18 protein-coding genes and 2 pseudogenes are annotated in these 24,499 nt (G+C 60.1%); 16 read left to right on the forward strand and 4 right to left on the reverse strand.

Annotated elements, in window-relative coordinates; translation table 11 throughout:
- The first annotated feature begins 288 nt into the window (after positions 1-288).
- Entirely contained in the window at positions 289-603 is a 315-nt protein-coding gene (locus JN403_RS16510) for a hypothetical protein (protein ID WP_205483271.1), read from the forward strand.
- A 49-nt stretch (positions 604-652) separates the two neighbouring features.
- On the opposite strand, the pseudogene JN403_RS16515 reads toward JN403_RS16510, so the two are convergent.
- Positions 653-810 (reverse strand): annotated as a pseudogene (locus tag JN403_RS16515) (general stress protein); the annotation flags it as partial.
- 444 nt (positions 811-1,254) lie between these two features.
- On the opposite strand from JN403_RS16515, the gene JN403_RS16520 reads away from it, so the two are divergent.
- Positions 1,255-2,109 carry an OBAP family protein gene (locus JN403_RS16520; protein WP_205483273.1) on the forward strand — a complete coding sequence of 285 codons (855 nt, stop codon included), beginning with the start codon at positions 1,255-1,257 and terminating at the stop codon, positions 2,107-2,109.
- Between the two features lie 91 nt (positions 2,110-2,200).
- Positions 2,201-2,425 carry a DUF6555 family protein gene (locus tag JN403_RS16525; protein WP_122536317.1) on the forward strand — a complete coding sequence of 75 codons (225 nt, stop codon included), beginning with the start codon at positions 2,201-2,203 and terminating at the stop codon, positions 2,423-2,425.
- Between the two features lie 530 nt (positions 2,426-2,955).
- On the opposite strand, the gene galE is transcribed toward JN403_RS16525, so the two are convergent.
- The gene (gene galE, locus JN403_RS16530; protein WP_205483274.1) at positions 2,956-3,981 is read right to left on the reverse strand and encodes a UDP-glucose 4-epimerase GalE; all 1,026 of its coding nucleotides are present in this window, start codon (positions 3,979-3,981) and stop codon (positions 2,956-2,958) included.
- A gap of 313 nt (positions 3,982-4,294) precedes the next feature.
- Between galE and JN403_RS16535 the strand changes: the two are divergent.
- The 11 genes and pseudogenes from JN403_RS16535 to JN403_RS16585 all read left to right on the forward strand — a co-directional run bounded on the left by JN403_RS16535 (position 4,295) and on the right by JN403_RS16585 (position 21,039).
- Positions 4,295-5,473 (forward strand): annotated as a pseudogene (locus JN403_RS16535) (glycosyltransferase family 1 protein).
- Positions 5,461-6,651: a UDP-galactopyranose mutase gene (glf, locus tag JN403_RS16540; protein ID WP_205483275.1), complete on the forward strand. Its 1,191-nt coding sequence runs from the start codon at positions 5,461-5,463 to the stop codon at positions 6,649-6,651. Before JN403_RS16535 ends, glf begins: the two are co-directional and overlap by 13 nt.
- Entirely contained in the window at positions 6,648-7,856 is a 1,209-nt protein-coding gene (locus tag JN403_RS16545) for a family 1 glycosylhydrolase (RefSeq protein WP_205483276.1), read from the forward strand. The genes glf and JN403_RS16545 overlap by 4 nt, the downstream gene beginning before the upstream one ends.
- The gene (locus JN403_RS16550) at positions 7,846-9,609 is read left to right on the forward strand and encodes an ABC transporter ATP-binding protein (RefSeq protein WP_205483277.1); all 1,764 of its coding nucleotides are present in this window, start codon (positions 7,846-7,848) and stop codon (positions 9,607-9,609) included. The genes JN403_RS16545 and JN403_RS16550 overlap by 11 nt, the downstream gene beginning before the upstream one ends.
- Positions 9,610-9,826: 217 nt before the next feature.
- Complete coding sequence (locus JN403_RS16555) at positions 9,827-10,321, forward strand: CinA family protein (RefSeq protein WP_205483279.1); 495 nt, start codon at positions 9,827-9,829, stop codon at positions 10,319-10,321.
- 180 nt (positions 10,322-10,501) lie between these two features.
- Entirely contained in the window at positions 10,502-11,851 is a 1,350-nt protein-coding gene (locus JN403_RS16560; protein WP_205483280.1) for an amino acid permease, read from the forward strand.
- Positions 11,852-12,352: 501 nt separating this feature from the next.
- The gene (locus JN403_RS16565; protein WP_205483281.1) at positions 12,353-15,187 is read left to right on the forward strand and encodes a type VI secretion system tip protein VgrG; all 2,835 of its coding nucleotides are present in this window, start codon (positions 12,353-12,355) and stop codon (positions 15,185-15,187) included.
- On the forward strand, positions 15,184-19,029 hold the full coding sequence (locus tag JN403_RS16570) for a DUF6531 domain-containing protein (RefSeq protein WP_205483282.1): 3,846 nt from the start codon (positions 15,184-15,186) through the stop codon (positions 19,027-19,029). Before JN403_RS16565 ends, JN403_RS16570 begins: the two co-directional genes overlap by 4 nt.
- Positions 19,030-19,238: 209 nt before the next feature.
- Positions 19,239-19,871 (forward strand): RHS repeat-associated core domain-containing protein, encoded by a 633-nt coding sequence (locus tag JN403_RS25920; RefSeq protein WP_345945852.1) that lies wholly within the window; start codon positions 19,239-19,241, stop codon positions 19,869-19,871.
- Entirely contained in the window at positions 19,868-20,089 is a 222-nt protein-coding gene (locus tag JN403_RS16580; RefSeq protein WP_205483284.1) for a hypothetical protein, read from the forward strand. Before JN403_RS25920 ends, JN403_RS16580 begins: the two co-directional genes overlap by 4 nt.
- 635 nt (positions 20,090-20,724) lie before the next feature.
- Positions 20,725-21,039 (forward strand): hypothetical protein, encoded by a 315-nt coding sequence (locus JN403_RS16585; RefSeq protein WP_205483286.1) that lies wholly within the window; start codon positions 20,725-20,727, stop codon positions 21,037-21,039.
- A gap of 162 nt (positions 21,040-21,201) precedes the next feature.
- Here the strand turns inward: JN403_RS16585 and JN403_RS16590 are convergent, their stop codons facing one another.
- Positions 21,202-22,362, reverse strand: a complete 1,161-nt coding sequence (locus JN403_RS16590; protein WP_205483288.1) for an aminotransferase class V-fold PLP-dependent enzyme — start codon at positions 22,360-22,362, stop codon at positions 21,202-21,204.
- A gap of 205 nt (positions 22,363-22,567) precedes the next feature.
- Between JN403_RS16590 and JN403_RS16595 the strand changes: the two genes are divergently transcribed.
- Positions 22,568-23,029, forward strand: coding sequence for an Lrp/AsnC family transcriptional regulator (locus JN403_RS16595; protein WP_122536251.1), 462 nt, complete (start codon positions 22,568-22,570; stop codon positions 23,027-23,029).
- A gap of 110 nt (positions 23,030-23,139) precedes the next feature.
- Here JN403_RS16595 and pcsA read toward each other — a convergent pair whose 3' ends face one another.
- Positions 23,140-23,859, reverse strand: coding sequence for a phosphatidylcholine synthase (gene pcsA, locus JN403_RS16600; protein WP_205483290.1), 720 nt, complete (start codon positions 23,857-23,859; stop codon positions 23,140-23,142).
- A gap of 287 nt (positions 23,860-24,146) precedes the next feature.
- Here pcsA and JN403_RS16605 point away from each other — a divergent pair, with 287 nt between their 5' ends.
- Positions 24,147-24,476, forward strand: a complete 330-nt coding sequence (locus JN403_RS16605; protein ID WP_122536230.1) for a hypothetical protein — start codon at positions 24,147-24,149, stop codon at positions 24,474-24,476.
- Positions 24,477-24,499 lie beyond the last annotated feature (23 nt).

A 24,499-nucleotide genomic window follows, 5' to 3' on the forward strand; every position in this document is an offset into this window, starting at 1 on the left:
CTCCCGCCGCGCCTTCACAGCGAGGGGCATTTGCCGACGAGCGAGGACGCTGTTGCGTACCTGCGAAGCCTGACGGGGAGAAACTCGAACATGCCCGGGATTACATCCGCCAAGTACCGGCCCAGATCGACACCCCTTATCGCCGTGATATCCAGAAGCAGTTGGGCTGGAAGTGACGGCAGTCCTTCAGCGTGCCGCTGCCAGCTCATGCAGCGGTCAGGTACAGGAAGGGTCATCGGGTTTTAATAAGTATCAACACTCATTTACAGCCGAACCAGGGAGCTTTTCATGTTTGATCGTGGTGGTGTTTATCAGCAGTGGGTGCAACTAACGGCCGACGACGAGTCGTACAGTGAGGCGGCGGAAAACGGCTGTCAGCTGGAAGTTCGTGCACGTGCCCATGAAGAGGCCGTTGAAGTACTGGTGTGCGTTTATGCTGCGGACGGCGAAAGAGTGGTCGAAGCGGTAGAAAGACTTCCAGCCTCTGACTGGACCGTCGAGCAGGGGCTCGTCCGAGGGCGCGATCAGGCTGAGCGTATTGCAGGGGAGAGAACGCGTAACTACCGTACCTTGGCTTGGGGTCACAGGCGGACGACGGAATGACCGGTAGCGAGTAGGGCGGCGGGACCGCCCTTCAGGCAGGTCACGCTACTTAATCGACAGATGATCGACGACCTCCGCCATGGCTGTTCTGGCCGCCTTTTTCCCCGCTTCGGAGGCCTTGACGCGGTCGTTGGCGAAGTTGCCCCCGGACGCCTGGCCGCCTTTTCTCCCGGCCTGAGAGGCCTTCTCACGATCATTGGCAAAATTGCCGGATTTTTGTTGGCGGTTGTCATGATGGCTCTCCGATATCAACTAATGAGATGGCGCCCGGTATATCCGACGGACAACTAATCCGATGCGCTTCAATGTTTAATCGTTGAGACGGTTTGATAAATGGCGGATGAGTGGCGTGGAGCACTAGTTGACGGTACTTTGCCCCTATCCAAATGAATGATTCACACCCGCTCGCGTTATGGATGCATTGTTAGTTGAATAACTCGCACTAAGGGGTCGGTACTCGTTATTAGCCGCTCGTCTCCAATCTTGAAATTTAAGCTGAACATCCGCGATTGTCGGCCGGTCCATCCTTTACCGGCGCATTGTCTGCGCCGGCTTTTAAGCAGCTCCTCGATTCAATGGGTTTACCGCCCAGTTATAACGCGGCACGAAGCCGCCCTTGAAAGCCTGAGGCCTCAGCTATGGAGACTTCCCATGCGGTTATTCCCTGAACGGGTATTGGTGAGTAATGCAGCCCGGGTCAGCCCGAGGCTGGCACTATCGGCGGCACTGGCCGGCCTGGTGTTAACCGGTTGCGCAGGTGATGACACTCGCTCAAGTGTGCCGAGTCCCGGCAAGCCAACCAGTGCAACCCTCAGCGTTCTCGATGCAGGCGCCGCCACCTTGCAGTCGCGTCCGCCCGTCGAGGCTCTGAATGCCTATCTGGATGGCTTTCATTTCTATAACGGTCATCCCGATGTGCAAATGGAAGCCCATCACTACTGCTCGGTGCTCAGCGAAGAGTTCATTCAGTGTGTGATTTACGATGGCAACGTGCGAGACGCCAAGTTGATGGGCGTCGAGTACATCATCAGCGCTGACTTGTTCAATCAGCTGCCCGAGGGCGAGAAGCGCCTCTGGCACAGCCACGCCCACGAAGTGAAGTCGGGGCAACTGGTGGCGCCGGGTATTCCGGCCAGTGCCGAACACGCGTTGATGGCCAAGCTTGCCAATACCTATGGCAAAACTTGGCACACCTGGCACACCGATCAGGACAAGCGCCTGCCATTGGGCGTCCCGCAATTGATGATGGGCTTTACCGCCGACGGCCAGGCAGACCCTGCCATGGTTGAGCAGCGCAACCGCCGCATGGCCATCGATACCGAAAAGAAACGCTCGGAACGCGCGGACATACAGGTCCAGCCGGTGCTCAAGGGCGCCGATGCCTGGCAGCACGGCGATGCAGTGCAGTTGGCAGACCCTACCGGTCGCGGCCACGTCATGCAGCCGGGCAAACCTTCGCCTCCTGGCACCAATAGTCGATCCGTCGCGCCCCAGGCGGATCCCTAGTCTGCAGCGTTAACCCCCCTGCGGTGAGTCAGTCGTCCACCCACAATGGAAACCAAACCACGAAACCGATCCTGTGAACGAGATCAAGACCATGCAACATACCCAACACTACCGCATCGAATACCTTTTCCATGGCAAGCCACGATGGTTCTACGTGTGCGCCAAGCAAATGGACAACGCTGAGGCGTGGCACTGGGCTGCAGTCGACGCTGGCGTGGCCGACATCCCCAAATACCGGAGCGACAGAGCCATCAAACTGTCCAAGCCCAAGGCCGAGCGATTGGGTATCGATGCCGTGACGTGGAAGCCGGCGTGAGTCAGATGCGCTTCACGAGCCGGGGACAGATTGATTTACGGTGAAGCGCTGTAAATAAATCAGTCCCCTCACATTTCGGTGACTTGGAAGTCAGCGTAAGGCAGTGAAATAAGAGGGTGTTCATACGTGCGCATTCCCGGCTAAAGCCGGTCCCACTATAAGCATCTCATGCGGTCAGTGGGACCGGCTTCAGCCGGGAAGCCGTTGATCTGCTTTTGATCTTCATACACAGAAGGTCCAGTCACCGCCAATCGCGACTTGGGTGCAGGCTGAACGCAGGTTTCGCGGAGTGGGCCGAGCCGCATGGATGCGGCGAGAGCGCCGTCAGGGCATGGATGCCCGTTCGGCGCGGGCCCACGGAGCGAGACCGAAGTGAAGGAACCCTGAGGAACGAAGGGCCCAACCAGGAGCAAGCACCCTTGGTTACTTGGGGTGCTTTTCCAAGTAACTCGCCGAAGGCGAAACCCGAGGCCGTTAGGCCGACGCTCTTGCTCTTGGTTTGCCGACGCTCTTGAGCTTGACCCAAAGCGTCAGCTAACGAGCGGCACCGCTTCGGCCTCGTGCAAATGGCACTCCCACCGCCAGGCATCCGCCAACATCCGCTCCAGCGACCGCCGCGCGCTCCAGCCCAACTCGCTCAGCGCTTTCTCAGGATCCGCCCAGCACCGCGCAATGTCCCCGGCGCGGCGTCCCTCAAACACCAGCGGCACCGAAATCCCCGAGACCTTCTCGAACGCCCGCACCACCTCCAGCACCGAATAGCCCAGCCCCGTGCCCAGGTTCCAGACATGCACACCATGCTGATGGCGCAGCGCATCCAGCGCCTTCACGTGCCCCTCGGCCAGATCCACCACATGAATGTAATCACGCACCCCCGTACCGTCCGGCGTCTCGTAATCACGCCCGAACACACTCAGTGCCGCGCGCTGCCCGCTGGCCACCTGCAACAAATACGGCAACAGATTATTCGGCGTACTGGTGGGCGCCTCGCCCAGCAACCCCGACCTATGCGCGCCGATCGGATTGAAATAGCGCAGCAAACCCACCGACCAGCGCTCGTCCGAACAGACCATGCTCTTCATCACATTCTCGGCCATCAGCTTGGACTGACCATACGGATTGGTCGGCTGCCCGGTGGCGCAGGTCTCGTCGATGGGCATCTTCAAGCAATCCCCGTACACCGTCGCTGATGAACTGAACAACAGCGTGAACACCCCGGCGTGGGCCATGGCCTGACACAGCGTCACAGTGCCGCCGACGTTGGTGTCGTAATAACGCAGCGGCTCGCGGACGCTCTCGCCCACGGCTTTCAAACCTGCGCAGTGGATAACGGCTTCGATGGGGTAATCGGCAAAAATCGTGTCGAGCAGGGCGCGATTGCGCACGTCGCCGAGCACGAATCCGGGGCGGCGGCCCGTCAGGGTGGCGATGCGATCAAGGGTCGAGCGGTAGCTGTTGCAAAGATTATCCAGGATCAACACGTCATCGCCCTGGTTCATCAATTCCAGCGCCACGTGTGCGCCGATGTAGCCTGCACCGCCGGTTATCAAAATCATCTGCAATCCCTCGAACGCACCCCGGCGACATGTGGCCGGGCATCCTGCGATGGGCATGGCGGGCTGAAATCAGCCGACGCAAACCTGTGTCTGTCCAAGTTATGGGCACACCGACCGCGCGGAGTTCAAACACGATGATCCACCGGTACATGCTGTTCATCGGTAATCGCGCGGCTACGCTGAACGGCCGAAGCGGCGCAGCCTTCCAAGCTTCATGAGTCGCGCAATCAGTCACTGACTGCCGCGCGCTCTTCGATGTTGAAGCCAAGGAAGTTCAGGCCTTCAGCCAGTCCCTTTCAGAAAGGAAGTCGCCATGAATCTTGCCGAACAGCCCGACTCGTTATCCGCCGTCGCCATCGACAATCCGCTGCAGCCCACCCAACGAACGCGCCCGACGCTGTTGTGCCTCTCGCACCTGCGCTGGGGCTTCGTTTATCAGCGGCCTCAGCATGTGATGTCGCGTCTGGCCCGCGATTACGACGTGATCTTTTTGAAGAGCCTGTGTTTGAAGACCTGGCTGAAGACCGCGCTACGCCACGTCTGGATCACTCGCAGCCGGCACCGGGCATTGAAGTCATCGTGCCGCGACTGGCCCACGGTCTGAGCGAAGAACAGATTGCCGAGGCCCAGCGTCAACTGCTGGACGAGATGCTGCTGGCGCGGGGCGACGCGGAGCTGTTGCTGTGGTACCTGACGCCCATGAGCCTGGCGTTCACCGACCATCTGAAAGGCAACGTGACGATCTTCGACTGCATGGACGAGCTTTCGGCGTTCCGCGGTGCGCCAGTGCGACTGGTCGACATGGAACGCGAGCTGATGGCCCGTGCCGACGTGGTGTTTACCGGCGGCTACAGCCTGTGGGAGGTCAAGCAGCGGCAACACGACAACGCCCACCCGGTGCCGAGCAGTGTCGACATCGCGCATTTCGCCGCTGCCCGCGATGGCCTCGCCGATCCTGGCGATCAGGCCGACATTGCCCATCCTCGCATGGGCTTTTTGGCGTCATTGACGAGCGCTTCGATATCGAGCTCGTCGAAAAGCTCGCCACCCTGCGCCCTGACTGGCAGATCGTGTTGATCGGGCCGGTGGTGAAAATCGATCCGGCAACGTTGCCGCAGCTGCCCAACATTCACTACCTCGGCGGCAAAAGCTACGACGAGCTGCCCGCGTACCTGGCCGGCTGGGACGTCGCATTGATGCCGTTCGCGATCAATGAATCCACGCGGTTCATCAGCCCGACCAAGACGCCAGAGTATCTGGCGGGGGCTGTCCGGTGGTGTCAACGCCAATCCATGACGTCATCCGCGGCTACGGCCAGAGCGGCGCCGTGACCATCGCCGACACTGCCGGTGCGTTCGTGGCCGCCATCGATGCTGCCCTGGGCCTGAAGGGCTCGGCGGAATTTCTGCAGAGCGCCGACGCCGCCCTCGACGGCATGTCGTGGGACACCACCAGCCGCTTCATGAAGGAGCAGATCGAATGCCTCAGGTAACCCTTGAACAGGCCATCAATGCGTCGTCGCCCTCATCGAAAGGCGGTTATGACTACCTCATCGTCGGCGCCGGTTTTGCCGGCAGTGTGATCGCCGAGCGCCTCGCCGCAGGGTTGGGCAAAAAGGTCTTGCTAATAGATCGCCGCGAACACATCGGCGGCAACGCCTACGACCATCTTGATGCCGCCGGGGTCATGGTCCATCGCTATGGCCCGCACATCTTTCACACCAACGCTCAGCGCATCGTTGACTACCTCTCGCAATTCACCGAATGGCGCCTGTATGAGCACCGCGTGCTGGCTCAGGTCGATGAGCATTTGGTGCCGATTCCGATCAACCTGACCACCCTCAACACGTTGTACGGATTGTCGATGACGCCGGAAGAGGCCGAGGTGTTTCTCGCCGAACGAGCCGAGCCGGTATCGGCCATTCATACTTCGGAAGACGTGGTCATCAATCAGATCGGTCGCGAGCTGTACGAGAAATTCTTCCAAGGCTACACGCGCAAACAGTGGGGCCTGGACCCAAGTGATCTGGACAAATCAGTGACGTCGCGCATTCCCACCCGCACCACAGAAGACGATCGCTACTTCACCGATGCCTTCCAGATGATGCCCCGCGATGGCTACACGCGGATGTTCGAGCAGATGCTCGATCACCCGAACATCGACATCCTGCTGGACACCGATTTCAAGGCCGTGCGCGAGTCGACTGCCCACCGTCACCTGATTTACTGCGGGCCGATCGATGAGTACTACGAGTTTCGCTTCGGTCATTTGCCGTACCGCTCGCTGCGCTTCCAGCACGAAACCGTCCAGCAAGCCGAATACCAGCCGGTGGCGGTGGTCAATTTTCCGGACCAGAGCGTGCCCTACACACGCATTACCGAGTACAAGCACCTGACCGGTCAGACCCACCCGCTGACCAGCATCAGCTACGAGTTTCCCTGCGACGACGGCGATCCGTACTACCCGGTGCCGCGCCCGGAGAACGCCGAGCTGTACAAGCGCTACAAGGCGCTGGCGGACGAAACGGCGAACGTCACCTTCCTCGGACGGCTGGGCACCTACAAGTACTACAACATGGATCAGGTGGTCGGTCAGGCGTTGGCGTTGTACCAGCGCATCGAAGAGGGCCACGCCGTGACAGCCGAGCCCGTCGGAGCGCAAGCGTCATGACCGCCCCTCAGCGCCGTTGGGATGACACCCACGGCGCTGACGGCAATGCGGCACTGTTCAAGAGTTTTCTGATGGCGGGTTACGAGTGCTCGAGCCAGCGCCGTCGCGATGGCAAGCGTCTGGACCTGGCCGACGCAACCGGTCATGCGCGCTGGGCTTCCAACGACTATGCGCAGCTCGCCGGCCTGGGGATCGGTTGCGCCCGCGACGGCCTGCGCTGGCACTTGATCGAATCGCGGCCAGGGCACTACGACTGGAGCAGTTTTCTGCCGATGTTGCGAGCGGCGCGGGAGCGAGGCATTCAGGTGGTCTGGGACCTTTGCCATTACGGCTATCCGGACGACCTGGACATCTGGCGCCCCGAGTTCGTCGACCGTTTCGCGCGTTTCGCCGGTGCTGCCGCAGCGCTGATGCGGGAGGAGGGCGCAGAGATTCCGTTCTATGCGCCGATCAACGAGATGTCGTTCTGGAGCTGGGCAGGGGGCGACGTCGGATACTTCAACCCGGGCGCCCACGGGCGGGGCCTTGAACTCAAACACCAGTTGGTGAGGGCGAGCATCGCCGCCATCGAGGCGGTGCGGGATGTGATCCCCTCCGCGCGATTCATTCAGTGCGATCCGGTGATCCACGTGGTCTCCGGTTCGAAGCGCGGGGAGGACCATGAAAACGCTGAACGCCATCGGATGGCGCAGTTCGAGGCATGGGACATGCTCACCGGGCGGCAATGGCCGGGGCTGGGCGGGCACGAGAAGTACCTGGACATCCTCGGTGCCAATTTTTACCCGCATAACCAGTGGGTGTTCGGCGGCGGCATGATCCCGCGGGGCAGCCCGGATTATCGCCCTCTGGCCGGCATGCTCAAGGAGTTGCACCACCGTTACCAGCGACCCGTTCTGCTCTCGGAGACCGGGTGCGAAGACGAAGAGCGGGTGCCGTGGTTCAACTACGTCGTAGAGCAGTCTCTGTTGGCGATGGACCGGGGCGTGCCCATGGAGGGCGTGTGCTGGTATCCGTTTCTCGATTATCCCGGGTGGGACGACGGTCGCTACTGCCCGACGGGCCTGTTCGGTTATCCCGACGGCGAAGGCAATCGGGCACCTTTCCACCCGATGCATCTACAGGCACAGGCGCTGCAGCAACACATGATGGTCCGTGCCCAGCGCACCCCGATTCGGGAATCCGCCGGACTCGCCCATGAAAAATGACCACTGGCGCCGGCAGCCGCTGCCGTTGACGCCCATCGCCTTTCTCTGGCGTTACGTTCGGGTTCGGCCGTGGCATTTCTTCATCATGCTGTTGCTGGTCGTGGGCGCCGCCGGATGCGCGGTGGCGGTGCAGTACGGCATGAAGCTGCTGGTCGACGCCATGGCCGCCGGCAGGGAACACGTGGCGCACGTCTGGCGGCCGTTCACCCTGTTTATCGCCCTGATCGTCATGGAGAACGTGTTCTGGCGCCTCGGTGGCTGGCTGGGCTGTCGCACCGTGGTCGGCAGTTGCGCCGATTTGCGCATCGACCTGTTCACGCACCTGACCGGCCACCCCATGCGTTACTTCACCCAGCATTTTGCCGGAGCACTGGCCAACCGGGTGTCTTCGGCGGGTGCGGCGGCGGGCTCGATCTACGGCGGTCTGGCGTGGAAGATCATCCCGCCCTGCGTGGATTTCGTCGGCGCGGTGATTGTGCTGTGCACCGTGCGCTTGTCGATGGCCTTCGCACTGATTGTCTGCGTGTTCATGGTCGCTGCGCTGATCACCGTGATCGGCATTCGCGGGCGGACGCGGCACATCGATTTTGCTTCGCAATCGGCGCGGGTGGGCGGTGAGATCGTCGACCTGGTGTCCAACGTCTGGACCATCAAGGCGTTCTCGGGACGGGATCGCGAGCGCGCCCGGCTGGAGCGGGAAATCGGCGTGGAAGCGCGGGCGCAACGGCGCAGCTGGATCTACCTGGAGAAGGCGCGGGTGCTGCACGACATCTGCCTGTCGATCATGGCGGGTGCCATGCTCGGCTGGGCGATCTCGTTATGGCTGGATGCGCAGATCACGCCCGGGGATGTGGTGATGGTCAGCGCCCTGACATTCCGTATTCTGCACGGATCGCGGGACCTGGCCCTGGCGCTGGTGGACACATCGCAGCAAATGGGCGTGATCGCGGAAACCCTGAACATCATCGCCCAGCCCCATGCGCTCAGCGATGCTCCCGAGGAACTGGCGCCACCCCGCGGGCATATTCAACTTGTGGACGTCGGCTACACCTACCCCGGCGGCGTGCAGGTATTCAATCACCTGGGCGTGGACATTCCTGCCGGGCAGAGCGTCGGCATCGTCGGTGCGTCTGGATCTGGAAAGTCCACGCTGATCAGCCTGCTGCAGCGTCTTGATGATGTGGGCAACGGCGCGATCCTCATCGACGGACGCGACATCCGCTCGGTCAGCCAGGACAGCCTGCGTCGGCAAATTGCGGTGGTTCCGCAAGAGCCGGCGCTGTTCAACCGCACCGTGCTGGAAAACATTGGTTATGGCCTGCCCGACGCCAGCGAGGAGCAAATCGTCGCCGCTGCGCGCCAGGCCTATTGCGATGAATTCATCCGCGCACTGCCCCAGGGTTACCGAACGCAAGTTGGGGAGCGCGGTGTCATGTTGTCGGGTGGACAACGGCAGCGCCTTGGCCTGGCTCGCGCGTTTCTGAAGGACGCACCCATCCTGATTCTTGACGAAGCCACCTCGGCGCTGGACTCCGATTCCGAAGCGATCATCCAGCGGGCCCTGGCCGACCTGATGCGCGGGCGCACGGTGCTGGCGGTGGCACATCGGTTGTCGACGATTGCCGGTTTTGACCGGGTACTGGTTCTGGAAGGCGGGCAACTGATTCAGGACGGTCCGCCACGAGCGCTGCGGGAGGCGCCGGGTCAGTTTCGCACGCTGTGGCAGCTGCAGAGCATGGCGCCGGAGCGCTGATGCGGGTTCGAGTGGCTCATGGTGATGAGGAGAATGCCGGCAGGCGGCTTCTGGAACGTCTGCTGCGAAGTGCCGGGCCGCCCCGAACTGGCCGGTTTAACGCGGGCCACTGCCTTTCATCTCCTGATTGTCACGCAATCGCAACGCTGCACCGGCGGCAAGGTTCCAGATGCCTGTATCCACAAGGCAATACCGCCGTCATAGGGGGAGCTTAACGATGTCTGCCGAATCCGTTCTGGACTATCTCCGGGAGCATGCGCTCTTGTTGGCCACAGCCGAGTCCTGCACTGCCGGGATGATCATGGCGCTGCTGGCGAAAGTGCCGGGCAGCGGCTCGCTGGTCGAGTGCGGCTATGTGGTGTATTCGCCCGAAGCCAAGCAGCGTTTGCTTCACGTGAGCCCTGAAACCATCGAGCGATGCAACCTCACCAGCGTTGAAGTCGCCGAGGAGATGGCCGTCGGCGCATTGCGCGACAGCCCGGCCAATGTCGCGGTGGCGACGACTGGCGTGTGCGGTCCTGATGACATGGACGGCATTCCCGCAGGCACCGTGTGTTTTGCCTGGGGATTCCTCCATCAGGGAGAACTGCGGGTCTTCAGCGAGCAGCGTCTGTTTTCGGGAGATCGGGCGTCGGTGCAACATCAGGCAGCGGTGTACGCGCTTGAGCAGGTGCCGCTCCGTCACCAGCGATTGGTCGAAACCCCGCGTTAGATGGACCGAAGCGCAGCGGTGCGGGCTCGCGTTGGGCGTGCAGGTATTGGGTGGCGCTTGAACGTCGGCCTTGGAGATCACCACTCATCGTCGCCGTATCGCCCTGCCACAACTTCCCCATGCTCAACGGGTCAGCCTTAAAATCATTCCTTTACTATCGCAGCACAGCGGAGCGACCCCATGAGCACACCTCCACACCCGCCAAGCAGGGCACTGAAGCGCGCCGTCACTGGCCCGATGCTGCTGCTGTTCATCCTTGGCGACGTTCTTGGTGCCGGGGTTTACGCGTTGGCCGGTACGATTGCCGGTGAAGTGGGCGGCGCGATCTGGGTGCCGCTCCTCATTGCGCTGTGCTTTGCCATGCTCACTGCAGGTTCCTATGCCGAACTCGTCACCAAATACCCCCACGCGGGTGCTTCAGCGGTGTTTGCCGGCAAAGCCTTCAAGTCGCCCTTGATCTCGTTTCTGGTGGGCTTCTGCATGCTGGCGGCAGGCGTGACCAGTGCAGCCGGCTTGTCCCTCGCGTTTGCCGGCGACTACATGGCGCCCTTTATCGATCTGCCGGCTCACGTTGTCGCGTTGATCTTCCTGGTGGTCATTGCCTTGCTCAACGCGCGTGGCATCAAGGAGTCACTGTCCGCCAACCTGGTGATGACGGTGATCGAAGTGTCGGGCCTGCTGCTGGTCATCGTCGCGGCCATCTGGTTCTTCCGCTCCGGCGATGCGGATCTGTCCCGCGCCGTGCAATTCAAGGAGGGGGTCAACCCCGCGTTCGCCGTGCTCGGGGCGGCGTTGCTGGCGTTCTACTCGTTCGTCGGCTTCGAGACCTCGGCCAATCTGGCGGAGGAGGTGCGTAACGTGCGCACCGTCTATCCCCGCGCGTTGTTCGGTGCGCTGTTGATTGCCGGGGCGATCTACATGGGTGTCGGCGTCGCGGCCGCCACCGTCATGCCCATTGAGCAACTGGTGCATTCGTCGGCACCGCTGCTGGAAGTGGTCAAGGCGTCGAACCTCGGGATTCCGCCTCGGCTGTTCGCCTTTATTGCGCTGGTGGCCGTGGCCAATGGCGCGCTGCTGACCATGATCATGTCCAGCCGCCTGGCCTATGGCATGTCGCGCCAGGGTCTGCTGCCCCACGCGCTGTCGAACGTGCTGCCGGAACGACGGACGCCGTGGGTGGCCATTGTCGCGACGACAGTGGTCGCGATCATCCTGACCCTGACCGGCTCCCTGGCGACCTTGGCGGAGACCGTGGTCCTGCTGCTGTTGTTCGTGTTCATCAGCACCAATCTGGCGGTGCTGGTGTTGCGTCGAGACGTGGTTGACGTTGACCACTTCCGCGTGCCGACCTGGGTGCCGGTCCTGGCGATTGTGTCGTGCCTGATCCTCCTGACGCAGCAGAGTGCCGAAACCTGGCTGCGTGCCGGGGCACTGATGCTGGTGGGGGTGGCGCTGTACTTCCTGGCCCGCGTGGGCGGCACGCGGCCAGCGTTCAACACCCATCTGGCGGATGCCGACGCCGAGTATTGATCCAGTCCTGAAGATCGGCGGTGCAATGCCGCCAATCCTGGTCAGCCGCTTGGGCGGCCGGTAAGCGTGCTCACAACTCCGTAATTCCCCATCGCCATCATGCGCAAAAAGTTGCGCAGTCCATGCGCAAAAAAGCCTGACCATCGCCCTGCAGGCCGCGTATTTGGAGGCCTGCAGAGCAGTGCGCAAGAAGTTGCGCAGAGGTGCGCAACTTCTTGCGCACATTTCCCCGGATTCCTTACCGAATCACCCCCTGATCCCCTTAAGCATTTACCGCAAACCCTTGTGACATAAGGGCTTCGCCCGCGCTGGCACGCCCCTTGATATCTCCGTCGTCCTCTGGAAATGCGAATACACCCGATCACTCGCGATTTCCGGAACGCGGAGAGCGCCGTCGACGCCGGCAACGGCAAGGCGGTTCGCTGTCCTTCCACACATTTGCAGTCGTTGATTGCCCCCTTGGCATCGACGTCTGCCGCAACAGCGCATAAGGAACACGGGATGTTCGCACCGGCCAACCAAGCCTCATTCAGCCTGACCCTCAATGGGCAGGACACGCTGTTCCAAGTGCTGTCCTTCACCGGCCGGGAGCGCCTCAACCAACCGTTCGAATTCGAGGTGGAGCTGGTCAGCGAAAAGGCCGCGCTGGACCTTGAAAGCCTTCTGCACGGGCAGACGTTTCTGCAGCTGGCCGAAGACGGCACCGGTGTCCACGGGCTGGCCTACAGCATCGCCCAGGGTGATGCCGGCAAGCGCCTGACTCGCTACCGGATTTCCCTGCGGCCGCAGCTGGCGTACCTGGCCCACCGGATCAACCAGCGCATTTTCCAGCAGATGACGGTGCGGCAAATTATCAGTCAGGTGTTGGAAGAGCACGGCATCCTCTCCATCGACTACCGGTTCCAGCTCGGCGTGACCTATCCCGAGCGCGTCTATTGTGTGCAGTACGACGAATCCGACCTGCATTTCATCCAGCGTTTGTGCGAAGAGGAAGGCATTCACTTTCATTTCCAGCACAGCGCCAAGGGCCATCTGTTGGTGTTCGGCGACGACCAGACGGTGTTTCCGAAACTGGCGCCAGTGCTCTATCAGCAGGACACCGGACTGGTCGCCGACGTCCAGGTGATCAAGCGCTTCGGCCTGCGCATGAACACCCGCACCAGCCGCTCGACGCGGCGTGATTACGACTTCACCAAGCCGAAGTTCCAGCTGGAAGGCAGCGCCAACAGTGTGGCCGTCCCGGACCTCGAAGATTATGACTACCCCGGCCGCTTCGCTGATCGCGAACGTGGCCGCCATCTGGCCAATCGCGCCCTCGAGCGCCACCGCAGCGACTACCGGCTGGCCGAAGGCAGCAGCGATCAGCCACGGCTGGTCAGTGGTCATTTTCTCGCCCTGACCGGACACGCCAACCCGCTGTGGAACGACCTGTGGCTGCTGACCGAGGTCTTCCACGAGGGTAAGCAGCCGCAGGTACTGGAAGAAGTCATCACCAGCGATGTCACTGACCTGAAGAGCGATTTCCATCAAGGCTATCGCAACCGTTTCAGCGCCACGCCGTGGGACGTTCATTACCGGCCACCGCTGGAGCATCCGAAGCCGAAGGTGCTGGGCACACAATCCGCCGTGGTCACCGGGCCCGAAGGCGAAGAGATTTACTGCGATCAGCACGGCCGGGTGAAGGTGCAGTTTTTCTGGGACCGGGAAGGGCAGCACAACGACAAGTCCAGCTGCTGGATGCGCGTGGCGTCGAACTGGGCCAGCCAGCACTTCGGGGCGATCAATCTGCCGCGGGTCGGCATGGAAGTCCTGATCACCTTCCTTGAAGGCGACCCCGACCAGCCCCTCATCACCGGTTGCCTGTACCACGGCGCCCACTTGCCGCCGTACAAACTGCCCGATTTCAAGACCCTGGCCACGGTCAAGAGCAAGGAATACAAGGGCAGTCGCGCTAACGAATTGCGCATCGACGACACCACCAGCGAGATCAGCATTGCGCTGCGCAGCGATCATGGCGCCAGTGCCATCAACCTCGGCTACCTGACCCATCCGCGGCCCGCCGGCGGCCAGCCCCGTGGCGAAGGTTTCGAGCTGCGCACCGACCGCCACGGCGCTGTCCGGGCCGCCGCTGGCTTGTTGATCACCACCGAGCCGCGTCCCCACGAATCGAAACACCACAAGGACCTGCCGGAAACCGCCGAACGCCTGGCCACTGCCGCCGATCAGCAAGACGGCTTCGCGGTGCAAGCCAAGGAATTCCAGGCACAGGAACCTGGGGATCAGGATGACGTCGCCAAAGCCCTGCACGCCCAGCATCAGGGCGTGCTCGGCAGCGGCCCTGCCAACGCAAGTGGCAACGAGTTCCCCGAGTTCACCGAAGCGCATCTGGTGCTCGCCAGCCCGGCGGGCATTGCCCTGACCACACCGCGCTCAAGCCACATCGCCACCGGCGAACACCTGGCGTTGAGCAGCACGGGGCACACCAGTTTTTCCGTGGGTAAACGCCTGCTCGCCAGCGCCAGCCAGGGCATGCGCCTGTTCGTGCAAAGCCTTGGCTGGCGTCTGGTCGCGGCGTCCGGCGACATCGACGTGCGGGCCCTGAAGGACAGCATCAACCTGCTGGCCAAACTCAACATCACCGCCAACGCCGAGCGCATCACCCTCACCGCGAAAACCGAACTGGTGATCCAGGGCGGCGGCAGCGCCACCACCTACAACGCGGCCGGCATCACCCACGTCACCACCGGGCCGTACACCGCCCACGCCGCCAACTTTGCCTACACCTCGGCGCAAAACCTGGCGGGCGTGTTCCCCGAGCCACCAAAGCCGGGCGAGGGCGACCTTGAGTTGTTCAACCAGTACGCGGGGCAGCAAGGCATTCAGGGCGGCGGTTACGAGGTGATCGATGCCCTGGGTAAACGCGTCACAGGGGCGCTCGACGGCAAGGGTTTCATGACCGTTTCCGGTGCTGCGCCGGGGCCGGGAAGGGTGACCTTTGGCAAAGACCCCGCAGACACCTGGACGGATGGCAGCGTCATCGGCAAGCCCGAATGGCCAGCTACGCCGCCCAGTGCGGGAGCCGTTCCGGCGCAGTTGGAGGCGGCAGTCACGGAGGGGTTGCCGAGCAAGAACTGGGATGTGCTTGAGCACGGATTGGCGGCGGTGCAGGGCGCCGGAGCGAGTTTGCCGGCGCAGGCCACCGCACTCGCGCCTCTTGTTTCGAGCGTTCTGAGTGGCGTGATCAAAAGCGGGAAGCTCCCGAGCCTGCCGGCGCCAACTGAGCTGGAGAGCCTGCTTGAGGCTCCGGACTTGCTGGCCGGCGAGAAGTTGTCATGAGCGCGGATATGGGAGCGCGCGAGCCTCAGGTGGCGGTTGTACCGCTTGATCAGATCCAGTTGGAAGACGTTGGTCTTGGCGCGGCGAATGTCGATGCCTGGCTGCAGGAGATCAGCGGTGGGGTCGTGACGCTCGACCGGATTAAAGCCGTCGCGGGTGGGCTGCCGGTGGTGGGCAACATCATGGCGCTGGTTGATGCGCTGAATGACATCGTCCGGCTGGCGACCAGTGAGAAACGCGACCCTCTGGATTGGGTGAGTTTGGGCATCAACCTGATCGGCATGGTGCCTGTCCCGCCGGGCATGGCGGCGGCACGGATGAGCCTGCGGCCGATGCTTTTTCTGGTGCGTCAGGAGATGCGGCAGGCGGGGAAGATGCTGTTGGGTGACGCGCTGATCGAGATTCTGATCGGGCACCTCAATGCCACCATCGTCGGGACCCTTGATGATTTCGTGACCCAGGCGCAGGGGAAGCTGCCCGGGATTCTTGAGGATGCCGGGAAGCTGGGCGAAGGCGTGCTGCTTCAGATCGCTGCTGGCTTGGAGAGCTTGGTAGACCCAAAACTGAACGCCAAGGCCGATTTGCTTGAGGCGGGGCAGTTAGTTCATGCCGCAGGCGATCTTTGGGCCTACGACCCTCAGGCGGCGATTGGCAATATTTTTGTGGCAGCGGCGGAGGTGTGCACTGCTGCGGGCAAGGGCGCAGTTAACGGCGCCGTCGAGCATTTGGTGCCTGACGCAGTCAAGGCGGAGGTGGTTAGACAGGCCAAATTGTTGCGCGCCCTGGGGTCAGAGCTTCGGGCCCAGATTAATGGTCTAGCGGATCCTGAGGTTCAAAACTCGATTGGAGCGTTGCTGCAGACGTTGGCTGGAGCGGTTGTAAGTTGGCGTTCCCGCAATGGGCATGGGCAGTCTTTCAACATCAAGCCGGGAGTGACCAATCAGACCAAGCGTCGGGGCAGCGAAGGCAAACTCGAAGTTGTTCAGCGTGAGAAGCCTGCCAAGGGCCGGCCCAACGTACTGAAGAAGTGCACATGTGCCTGTCCTTGCGCCTGTAACTGCGGCTCAACGGGGAACAGCATCAGTTTTGCGATGGGCTCGGAGTCGGTCAGTCATACCGATTTCAGCCTGCCGGGGCCGTTTCCGATTGAGTGGACGCGTACCTATTGTTCGAGTCTTGATGCCTACGATCATGATGTCATTGGTGCGCGTTGGATCACGCCGTTTACTACGCGGTTTGATCTCTTCGGCGACGGTTTGGTGTTTCATGACTCCGATGGGCGTAGTCATGAATTTCCTCTTCCCAAGGTAAAACTCTTTCACTTCAACGCCATTGAGAACCTGACCGTCATTCGCCTCAGCAAGGATCGGTTGGCGCTGATGCGGGGGCTTGAGCACAGGGAAACCTATGTTCGGCGGGGCAAGCGCTTTGTTCTGATCAACAAGGTTTTGCCTAATGGCGCTGGGGTGATGCTGCATTACGAGCATCGGCATGATGGGCGTTTGATGCTCTCCGAGTTGGTGACGTACTCGGAAAAAGATGTCAGTAAAGTCCATCTGCGACTTGGCACTTTGATCGATGATCAGGGCCGGTTGACCGGTCTTTGGGAAGTTCGCGATGGCGACGTCAAACGGCAACTCTGCGCGTATCAGTACGACGATTCTGGCGATCTTGTTCTGGCTCAGGATGACAACGGCGCCACGTGGCGTTACCAGTATCAAGACCACTTGATCACCCGCTACACCGACCGAACCAATCGCGGCCTGAACTTGCAATGGCAAGGCACGGGCGCCGACGCGAAAGCTGTCCGTGAATGGGCTGACGACGGCAGTTTTGATACTCGGTTGGCGTGGGACGAAAACATCCGCCTAACCTACGTTACTGATGCCTTGGGCCACGAAACCCGGCACTACTACGACAGCCTGGGTTACACCTATCGCATCTGCCATGCCGATGGCCGTTCCGAATGGTTCTTTCGTGATCAGGCGAAAAACATCATTCGCCACGTCCATACCGATGACAGCACCGACCGCTATCGCTACGACAAGCTGAGCAACCTGACCGAACACACTCGCGCTGACCACAGCGTGATCAATTACGCCTACGACGATAAAAGCCACCTGATCAAGATCAGCGATGGCGAAGGCGGGTTGTGGAAACGGGACTATGACCATCGCGGAAATCTCGTTGAAGCGATTGATCCGCTAGAGAACGTTACCGAATACGCCTACAACACGTTTGGCTTTCCTACAGCAATCAAGGACGCCAACGGCAATACAAAGGCGTTGGCCTACAACGACGCCGGACAACTCCTCAAATACACCGACTGCTCGGGCAAGGTGAGTAGCTGGGAGTACGACGAACGCGGCCAGATGATCCGCTTTACCGATCCGGCCGGGCACAGCACCACGTACGAATACAAGTCAGGCCAGCTTGTCCTGATCAAACACCCGGACAAAACCGAAGAGCGCTTTAGCCGGGATGCCGAAGGCAGACTTCTCGCCCACTCCGATGGCCTTGAACGCTGCACCACTTGGCGCTATTCAGCTGCGGGCTTTATCGCCGAACGCGTCGACGCCGCCGAGCAAACCTTGCGTTACCGCTGGGACAAACTCGGTCGTCTCGTTGCGCTGGAAAACGAAAACGAACGCCGCGCTCACTTTCACTACGATCCGGTCGGGCGGCTGCTGGAAGAGCGCGGCTTCGACAACCGCTCGACTCGCTATCAGTACGATCCCGAAACAGGACGGCTCGCTCAGACTGTTAATGGCGAGCGCACCATCGCGCTGACCTTCGACCCGATGAGCCGCCTTACCGAACGCCGCGCCACGCTTGGGGAAAAATCCCAAAGTGAAACCTTTGCCTACGACGGCAATGGCCATCTGGTCATGGCGACCAACGCCATCAGCAAGCTGCAATGGTTTCACGATCCAGCGGGCAACCTGCTGCGCGAGCATCAGCATTATTCGAATCTGGATAAACCCCTGGTTGCCGTCTGGCAGCACGAGTACGACGCCCTTAATAATCGCGTCGCGACCATCCGCCCGGACGGGCATCGCGTCAGCTGGCTGACTTACGGCAGCGGCCATCTGCTGAGCCTGAAGCTGGACGAACATGAACTGCTCAGTTACGAGCGCGATGACCTGCACCGCGAGATCAAGCGGCATCAAGGCAATAGCCTGCTGCAAACCCAGTCATGGGACCCGGCGGGGCGTCTGCACGAACAACTGCTAGGACGCACTGACGACAAATCCACGCTCATAAAGCGCGCTTACACCTACGACGCTGCCGGCCAACTCACCGACATCAAGGACAGCCGTCGCGGCCCGTTAAGTTACCGCTACGACCCAGTCAGTCGCTTGCTCAGCGCCACGAGTCGCCTGGGTACAGAAACCTTCGCCTTCGACCCGGCGAGCAACCTGCTCAACGACAGCGCCGTACCCGTCCGCCGCCCACTCGACCCCGAGCCGGTCAGCCAAAAACTGATCGACAACATGCTGCGCGACTACGCCGGCAACCACTACGAATACGACGAACGCGGCAACCAGACCGAGCGCTGGACCAACGGTCTGCGCAGCGAACTGCACTGGGATCTATTCGATCGTCTGGTTCACTTCCGCGATCCGCGCCTGACTGTCGACTTCGGCTACGACCCCTCGGACGTCGCCTCTACAAACTCTCAAAAGCCCACTACCACCCACGCCCGGAAGCCGGTACCGGCTGGAATGAAAACGAACACGCCCGCAAGGAACGCGAGCTCGGCTGCGGCTTCACCCTGTACGGCTGGGACGGCGACAACCTCGCCTGGGAAAGCAGCCCGCCGCCCTATGCAGGCGGGTTAGGCCGAACCGTCCACTACATCCACGAACCCGGCACCTTCGTCCCGGTCGCCCAAGCCATCCGCCACGAAACCATCCGCCTTGTAAGCCAGCCAACTTACACCGGTCGCTACAACTTCAAAGAAGACCCGCTGTGGAACTACAAACCCGTCGCGCTACCGATCGACGCGCTGGCTTGGTACCAGTGCGACCACCTCGGCACGCCCCAGGAAATCACCGATCAAAACGGCAACACCGCCTGGAGCGCGCAATACAAAGCATGGGGAGAAGCAACCGAACAGCGCTCCGAGTTCGCCCAACAAGTCGGCCTGACCAACCCGATCCGATTCCAGGGCCAGTACCACGACCACGAAACCGGCCTGCACTACAACCGGCATCGGTATTATGATCCAAGTCTCGGAAGGTTTATCAGCAAGGACCCGATTGGCTACAGTGGTGGGCTAAATCTATACCACTACGCACCTAACCCGGTGCTATGGGTTGATCCAAGCGGATTAAGTAATGACCCCCTTGGCGGTGAATACAATCCGTTCCATACCTCCAGGGCGGCACGACGAGAAGCGATGAGAAAAGCCCGCATCCCCACTAGCCACCAGCCGGTCAGCCGATCCAGCAACGAGTCGGGAGTGGAATTCAGTTATGACACGCCCGTGGCTGGCGGTGGCAGAGGACTCTCGTCTGTGCAGCAGCAAACGATGGATGTAAGCCATCCACACAAACCACACTGGGAAGCTGGCCAAGTGAAAGTTGATGACATCGGAAATCCGAGAATGAGTAAATATGGACGCCCTCAGCTTAAAAATGGGAAAGGGAAGGCCTTCTACCTTGAAGGATGCTGCCGATGATTATTGCTCCTTACAAAAGAGACCTGCTGTATAGGAAAGCTCAGGGCAACAGCCTGCGCGAAAGGTATAAGGAAAAACTTAATTTCCTCCTCGGCACTGCCCCACAAGACGCACTCTTTCTAAGTTTGATTGAGACAGATGAAATAATCAAAAATTTACTTGAAAGAAAAAAATACTCACAGAAAATGCGGAATTTGCAACTTTGGATGAATGCATAAAATATGATTTATCAAGAGAAATTGTTAGCGAATGCTACTTGTTGCTAGACGGAGACTGGCGTTATTGCGGCGCATACCTCTGCCGCAACTTTAATTTTAATCCGGAATTCGACTTCAATAAATTTCAAAGCGACGAAATCAGATTAATAAGCACGGATTTTGTCACGGAGATTGCTATTGACTACAGTGAAACTTACAGTGAAACCCTTATTGAGTTTCGCATCAGTAAATACGCACCAGTAAAAATAGCAGGTTAGGTGGGCTCCCCCATCTACAAGCAGCAAAAGCCTCTTGTGCAGTTAAAGGGGAGGGACCCCTTTAATTGCGCAGATACAAGGGGCGGGGCGCCGCTCCTTAAGCTGGCTCAAAGCATCATCGGGGACAGATTAATTTACGGTGAAGCGTTGTAAATAAATCAGTCCCCTATCTGGTATTAGTTCTCTATGCCCACAAAGACATGGGCTGCGAGCTTCTTGTCATAGCCAGAGTGGGTTTGTTGGAACATATCACCGAAAAAATGGCTGAATGGGTTAAGTCTCAGTGAGTTTGCCGCAAACAACCAAGGTAAATAAGGGGAAGGATTTCTGCAGCGTTATTGACTGATCTACAGTTAGTCCGGAGAGGTTGAGAATATTATGAGTGATGAGTATAGGCTGGTATTGGCAGACGAAAGTATCTGTCAGCACGTCATGGATTTTCTTAAGTCCAGCGCTTTTTACGTTGAACACTACGAGGGATCTGTCTATCTAAAAGATTGGAGCTTGAAAAACGGAGCTCATTACGAGGTGCGTGTGATCCAGGAGGATCGCCATTCGCTTTGGCTTCAGGTCAATCTTAGAACTCCAGCGTTACATGACCTGCTGGAGGCAGCGGTAGGAGACGCCCCATATAAATGTCTAGAGGATGGCGATCTCGATCATGAAGTATCGTTACATGATGCATTGGGTTAGACAGAGACGTGATAGACCCTGTTAATTGCGCAGACGAAAAGGGGCGGGGCGCTGCCCTCGAGTTGGCTTGGATCAGCGCCCTCGGGGACAGATTAATTTACGGTGAAGCGTTGTAAATAAATCAGTCCCCTATCTGACTGACTACTTTCTGACTTCAACCCCTCACCAAAACGTCGTAGCCGGCGCATTCACCTTACCGGCAATCACCGCAATCGCCTTTTCCACATCACCCACTTCGGTATAACGCCCCAAACTCAGCCGCAAGCTGCTGCCCGCCTGAGCCTGACTCAGCCCCAGCGCCAGCAAAACGTGGGAGACGCTGCTGCTCGCCGAGTTGCAAGCAGAGGTCGAGGACACCGCCAGTTCGCTGGCAAGGCTGGCAACGTTAAACCCCGGGCTGTCGATGCAGACGTTCAGGGTGTGGGGAATGCGCTGTTGTGCATCGCCGTTGAGGCTCACGCCGCTCAAGCCGAGCAACCCTTCACGCAGTTGCGCCGACAAGGCGGTGATACGCCTCACTTCCTCGGCCATTTCAGCGCTGGCCAGTGCGTATGCCGCGCCCATGCCGACGATCTGGTGAGTGGCGAGGGTGCCGGAGCGGTAACCCTGTTCGTGGCCGCCACCGTGCATCTGCGCTTCGAGCAGCGGCTGTGCGCGTTCGCCGACATAGAGCGCGCCGATGCCTTTCGGGCCGTAGGTTTTGTGCGCGGAAAAGGACATCAGGTCCACTGGCAGCGTGCTCAGGTCGATCGCCACTTTGCCAGCGCCCTGGGCAGCGTCGACATGGAACAGGGCGCCGTGGTCACGGACCTGTTGGCCGATGGCGGCGATGTCGGTCACTGTGCCCAGTTCGTTATTGACCAGCATCAGCGAGACCAGCAGGGTGTCGTCGCGCAGTGCCTGGCGCACGGCGTCGGGGTGAATCAGGCCGCGATTGTCGGGTTCGAGCCAGGTCACCGGGCAACCGGCTTGCTCGAGTTGGCGCACGGTGTCGATGACGGCTTTGTGTTCAATGGTGCTGGTGATGAGGTGGCGGTGAGCGCCGTTGTTGGGGTTGAGCGCGATACCCTTGATCGCCAGGTTGTTGGATTCGGTCGCGCCTGAGGTCCAGACCAGCGCGTCGGCACTGCAGCCCACCAGTTCTGCAACCTGACGGCGGGCCAGTTCAACGGCCTGGCGGGCTTGATTGCCGTAAGCGTGAGAAGAGGAGGCCGGATTGCCGAAGGTGCCTTCACGGCCCAGGCACGTGACCATGGCCTGGATGACGCGGTCATCCACCGGTGTGGTGGCGGCGTAATCGAAATAGCAAGGAAGTGTTTTCATGGGAATTTCTGCGCTGTCCGTCGTGCAGAAAATACTACTAGCGTCAGGATGAAAAAAATTGATTCCTCCACGGAGATTTACCGTATCCGTAGAATCTATTTTCGTTAATGGCGTGATAAACGGAATATCATTCACGGCGCTGCTCATTTTGACCTATCTTTATCGCTTCCCGGCATATGACATGACTGAGGCCACCGCGCATTCCATGGACAAATTCGACCAGGCCATCCTGAGCATTCTGCAAAACGACTGCACCCGCCCGATTGCAGACGTCGCCGACAGTGTCGGGCTTGGCAGCACCGCGTGCTGGCGTCGAGTGCAGAAGCTCGAAGAGCAGGGCGTGATTCGTGGCCGGGTTGCATTGCTTGACCCGGCGCAGTTGAACGTCGCGGTGACAGTCTTCGCCGCGATCCGCACCAACCAGCACAACGCCCAGTGGCTGGGTCGGTTTCACGACCTGATCGCCACGTTGCCCGAGGTGGTCGAGTGCTACCGCATGGCAGGTGACACCGATTACATGCTGCGAATCGTGGTGCCGGACATTGCAGGCTACGACGCCGTCTACAAAAAGCTCATTCAGCTGTCCGGCATCACCGACATGAGTTCCAGCTTCGCCATGGAGCAGATCAAGTCCACGACCCAGCTGCCGCTGAGCTACACGTCGTGAACCTCCCAGCACGGTGAATTAAAAGCACTTGGTCTAAATACCGCGCAAAAAAACAGCCATACGACGATGGCTGCTTTTTTATGGCATGGGGAAAGATGGCTTGAGGCAAATCAGACGCGGGCTTTGTCGATCCACTCCATCGAAGTCCGCCAGATGCAGATCCCCAGGAAGTACGCCGACATCGCCAGCCAGATGAACAAGGTCACCGACGCGTTGTAGGGGTGGTTCATGACCAACAGGAAGCTGCAGAAGAACCAGACGGCGGTGACCGCGATATTAAGGGCCATGAATCGGCGAACGCGGAACGGGTGCAGGAACTTCATGCGCGTGACGGTCAGCAGCGCCAGGCAGATCACGGTGATAAACGTCAGCCACGGCGCCGGGGAAAGGATGTAGACACACAAGGCGACGACGTTCCAGGCGGCGGGGAAGCCCTGAAAGTAGTTGTCCTTGCTCTTCATCTCTACGTTGCAGAAACAGAACAGCGACGACACAAGGATGATCGAGGTGGTCAGCAGCAGGGTGTATTCCGGCAGCGGGATGTAGCGGTATATGAACAGGGCGGGGATGAATACGTAGGTGAGGTAATCGATCACCAGGTCTAGCACGGAGCCGTCAAAATGCGGCAGCACCGACTGCACGTTGAGCTTGCGCGCCAGTGAGCCATCCACGCCGTCGACGATCAGGGCAAATCCCAGCCACAGCAGGCACGCCTTGGGTTGGTTATCGAACAGGGCAATGGTCGCGAGAAAGGCGAGCACCACCCCCGTGGCGGTAAAACCATGGGCGCCCCAAGCCTTGAGCCAGGCGATGCGTTGGATAGGAATCATGAACGGTCCTTCTGAAAATAAGCGGGTTCGGTCGGGTACGGCAGCGGTCGACAGAACCAGAGGTGCATCTATCGACCGGGGATCGGTCGATAAGGTTCAGACGTAGCCCCTACACGGTAGCAGGCGGCGCAGGCTTTCGTTACTCAAATGTGACGCGAAGCTCTCAGACCGCAGCGGCGCGGATGTCATTGGTCGGCTGATGGGGAAAGCAGGCAAAATGCTGGCCCCTCGTTCTGATCTATACGTTCAGAATCCGCGCCTTATCAGTCAGTTAGGCAGGGAATCGCATGTCGTTTATCAGGATCGCATTAACTTTCTGCCTCCTCGCCACGGTGACTTCCCAAGCGCTGGCCCGGAGCCCCAGCAAGAACGAACGCGATGTCTGCACTTGGGGCGCCGGAATGGCAGCCACCGCTCAGCGGTACAAACTGTCCGGCCTGACGCTGTATGGCGCTCGCAAGAAAATGCAGGCCCAGCACTTTGCGCAGCAATGGATGCGCATGAGCGCGCTGGGTATCACCGAGCAAACCTACGACAGCCCGTCGCGGCTGCGGCCGGAAAGCGTCAAACAGGTGTATTACGAAGGCTGCATCAAGCACGAAGTCGCGCGGCGCTGATCCATCGCGCTGCAGCCCGAAGG

It is taken from the genome of Pseudomonas sp. 15A4 (genome assembly GCF_016925575.1).
Lineage (GTDB): Bacteria > Pseudomonadota > Gammaproteobacteria > Pseudomonadales > Pseudomonadaceae > Aquipseudomonas.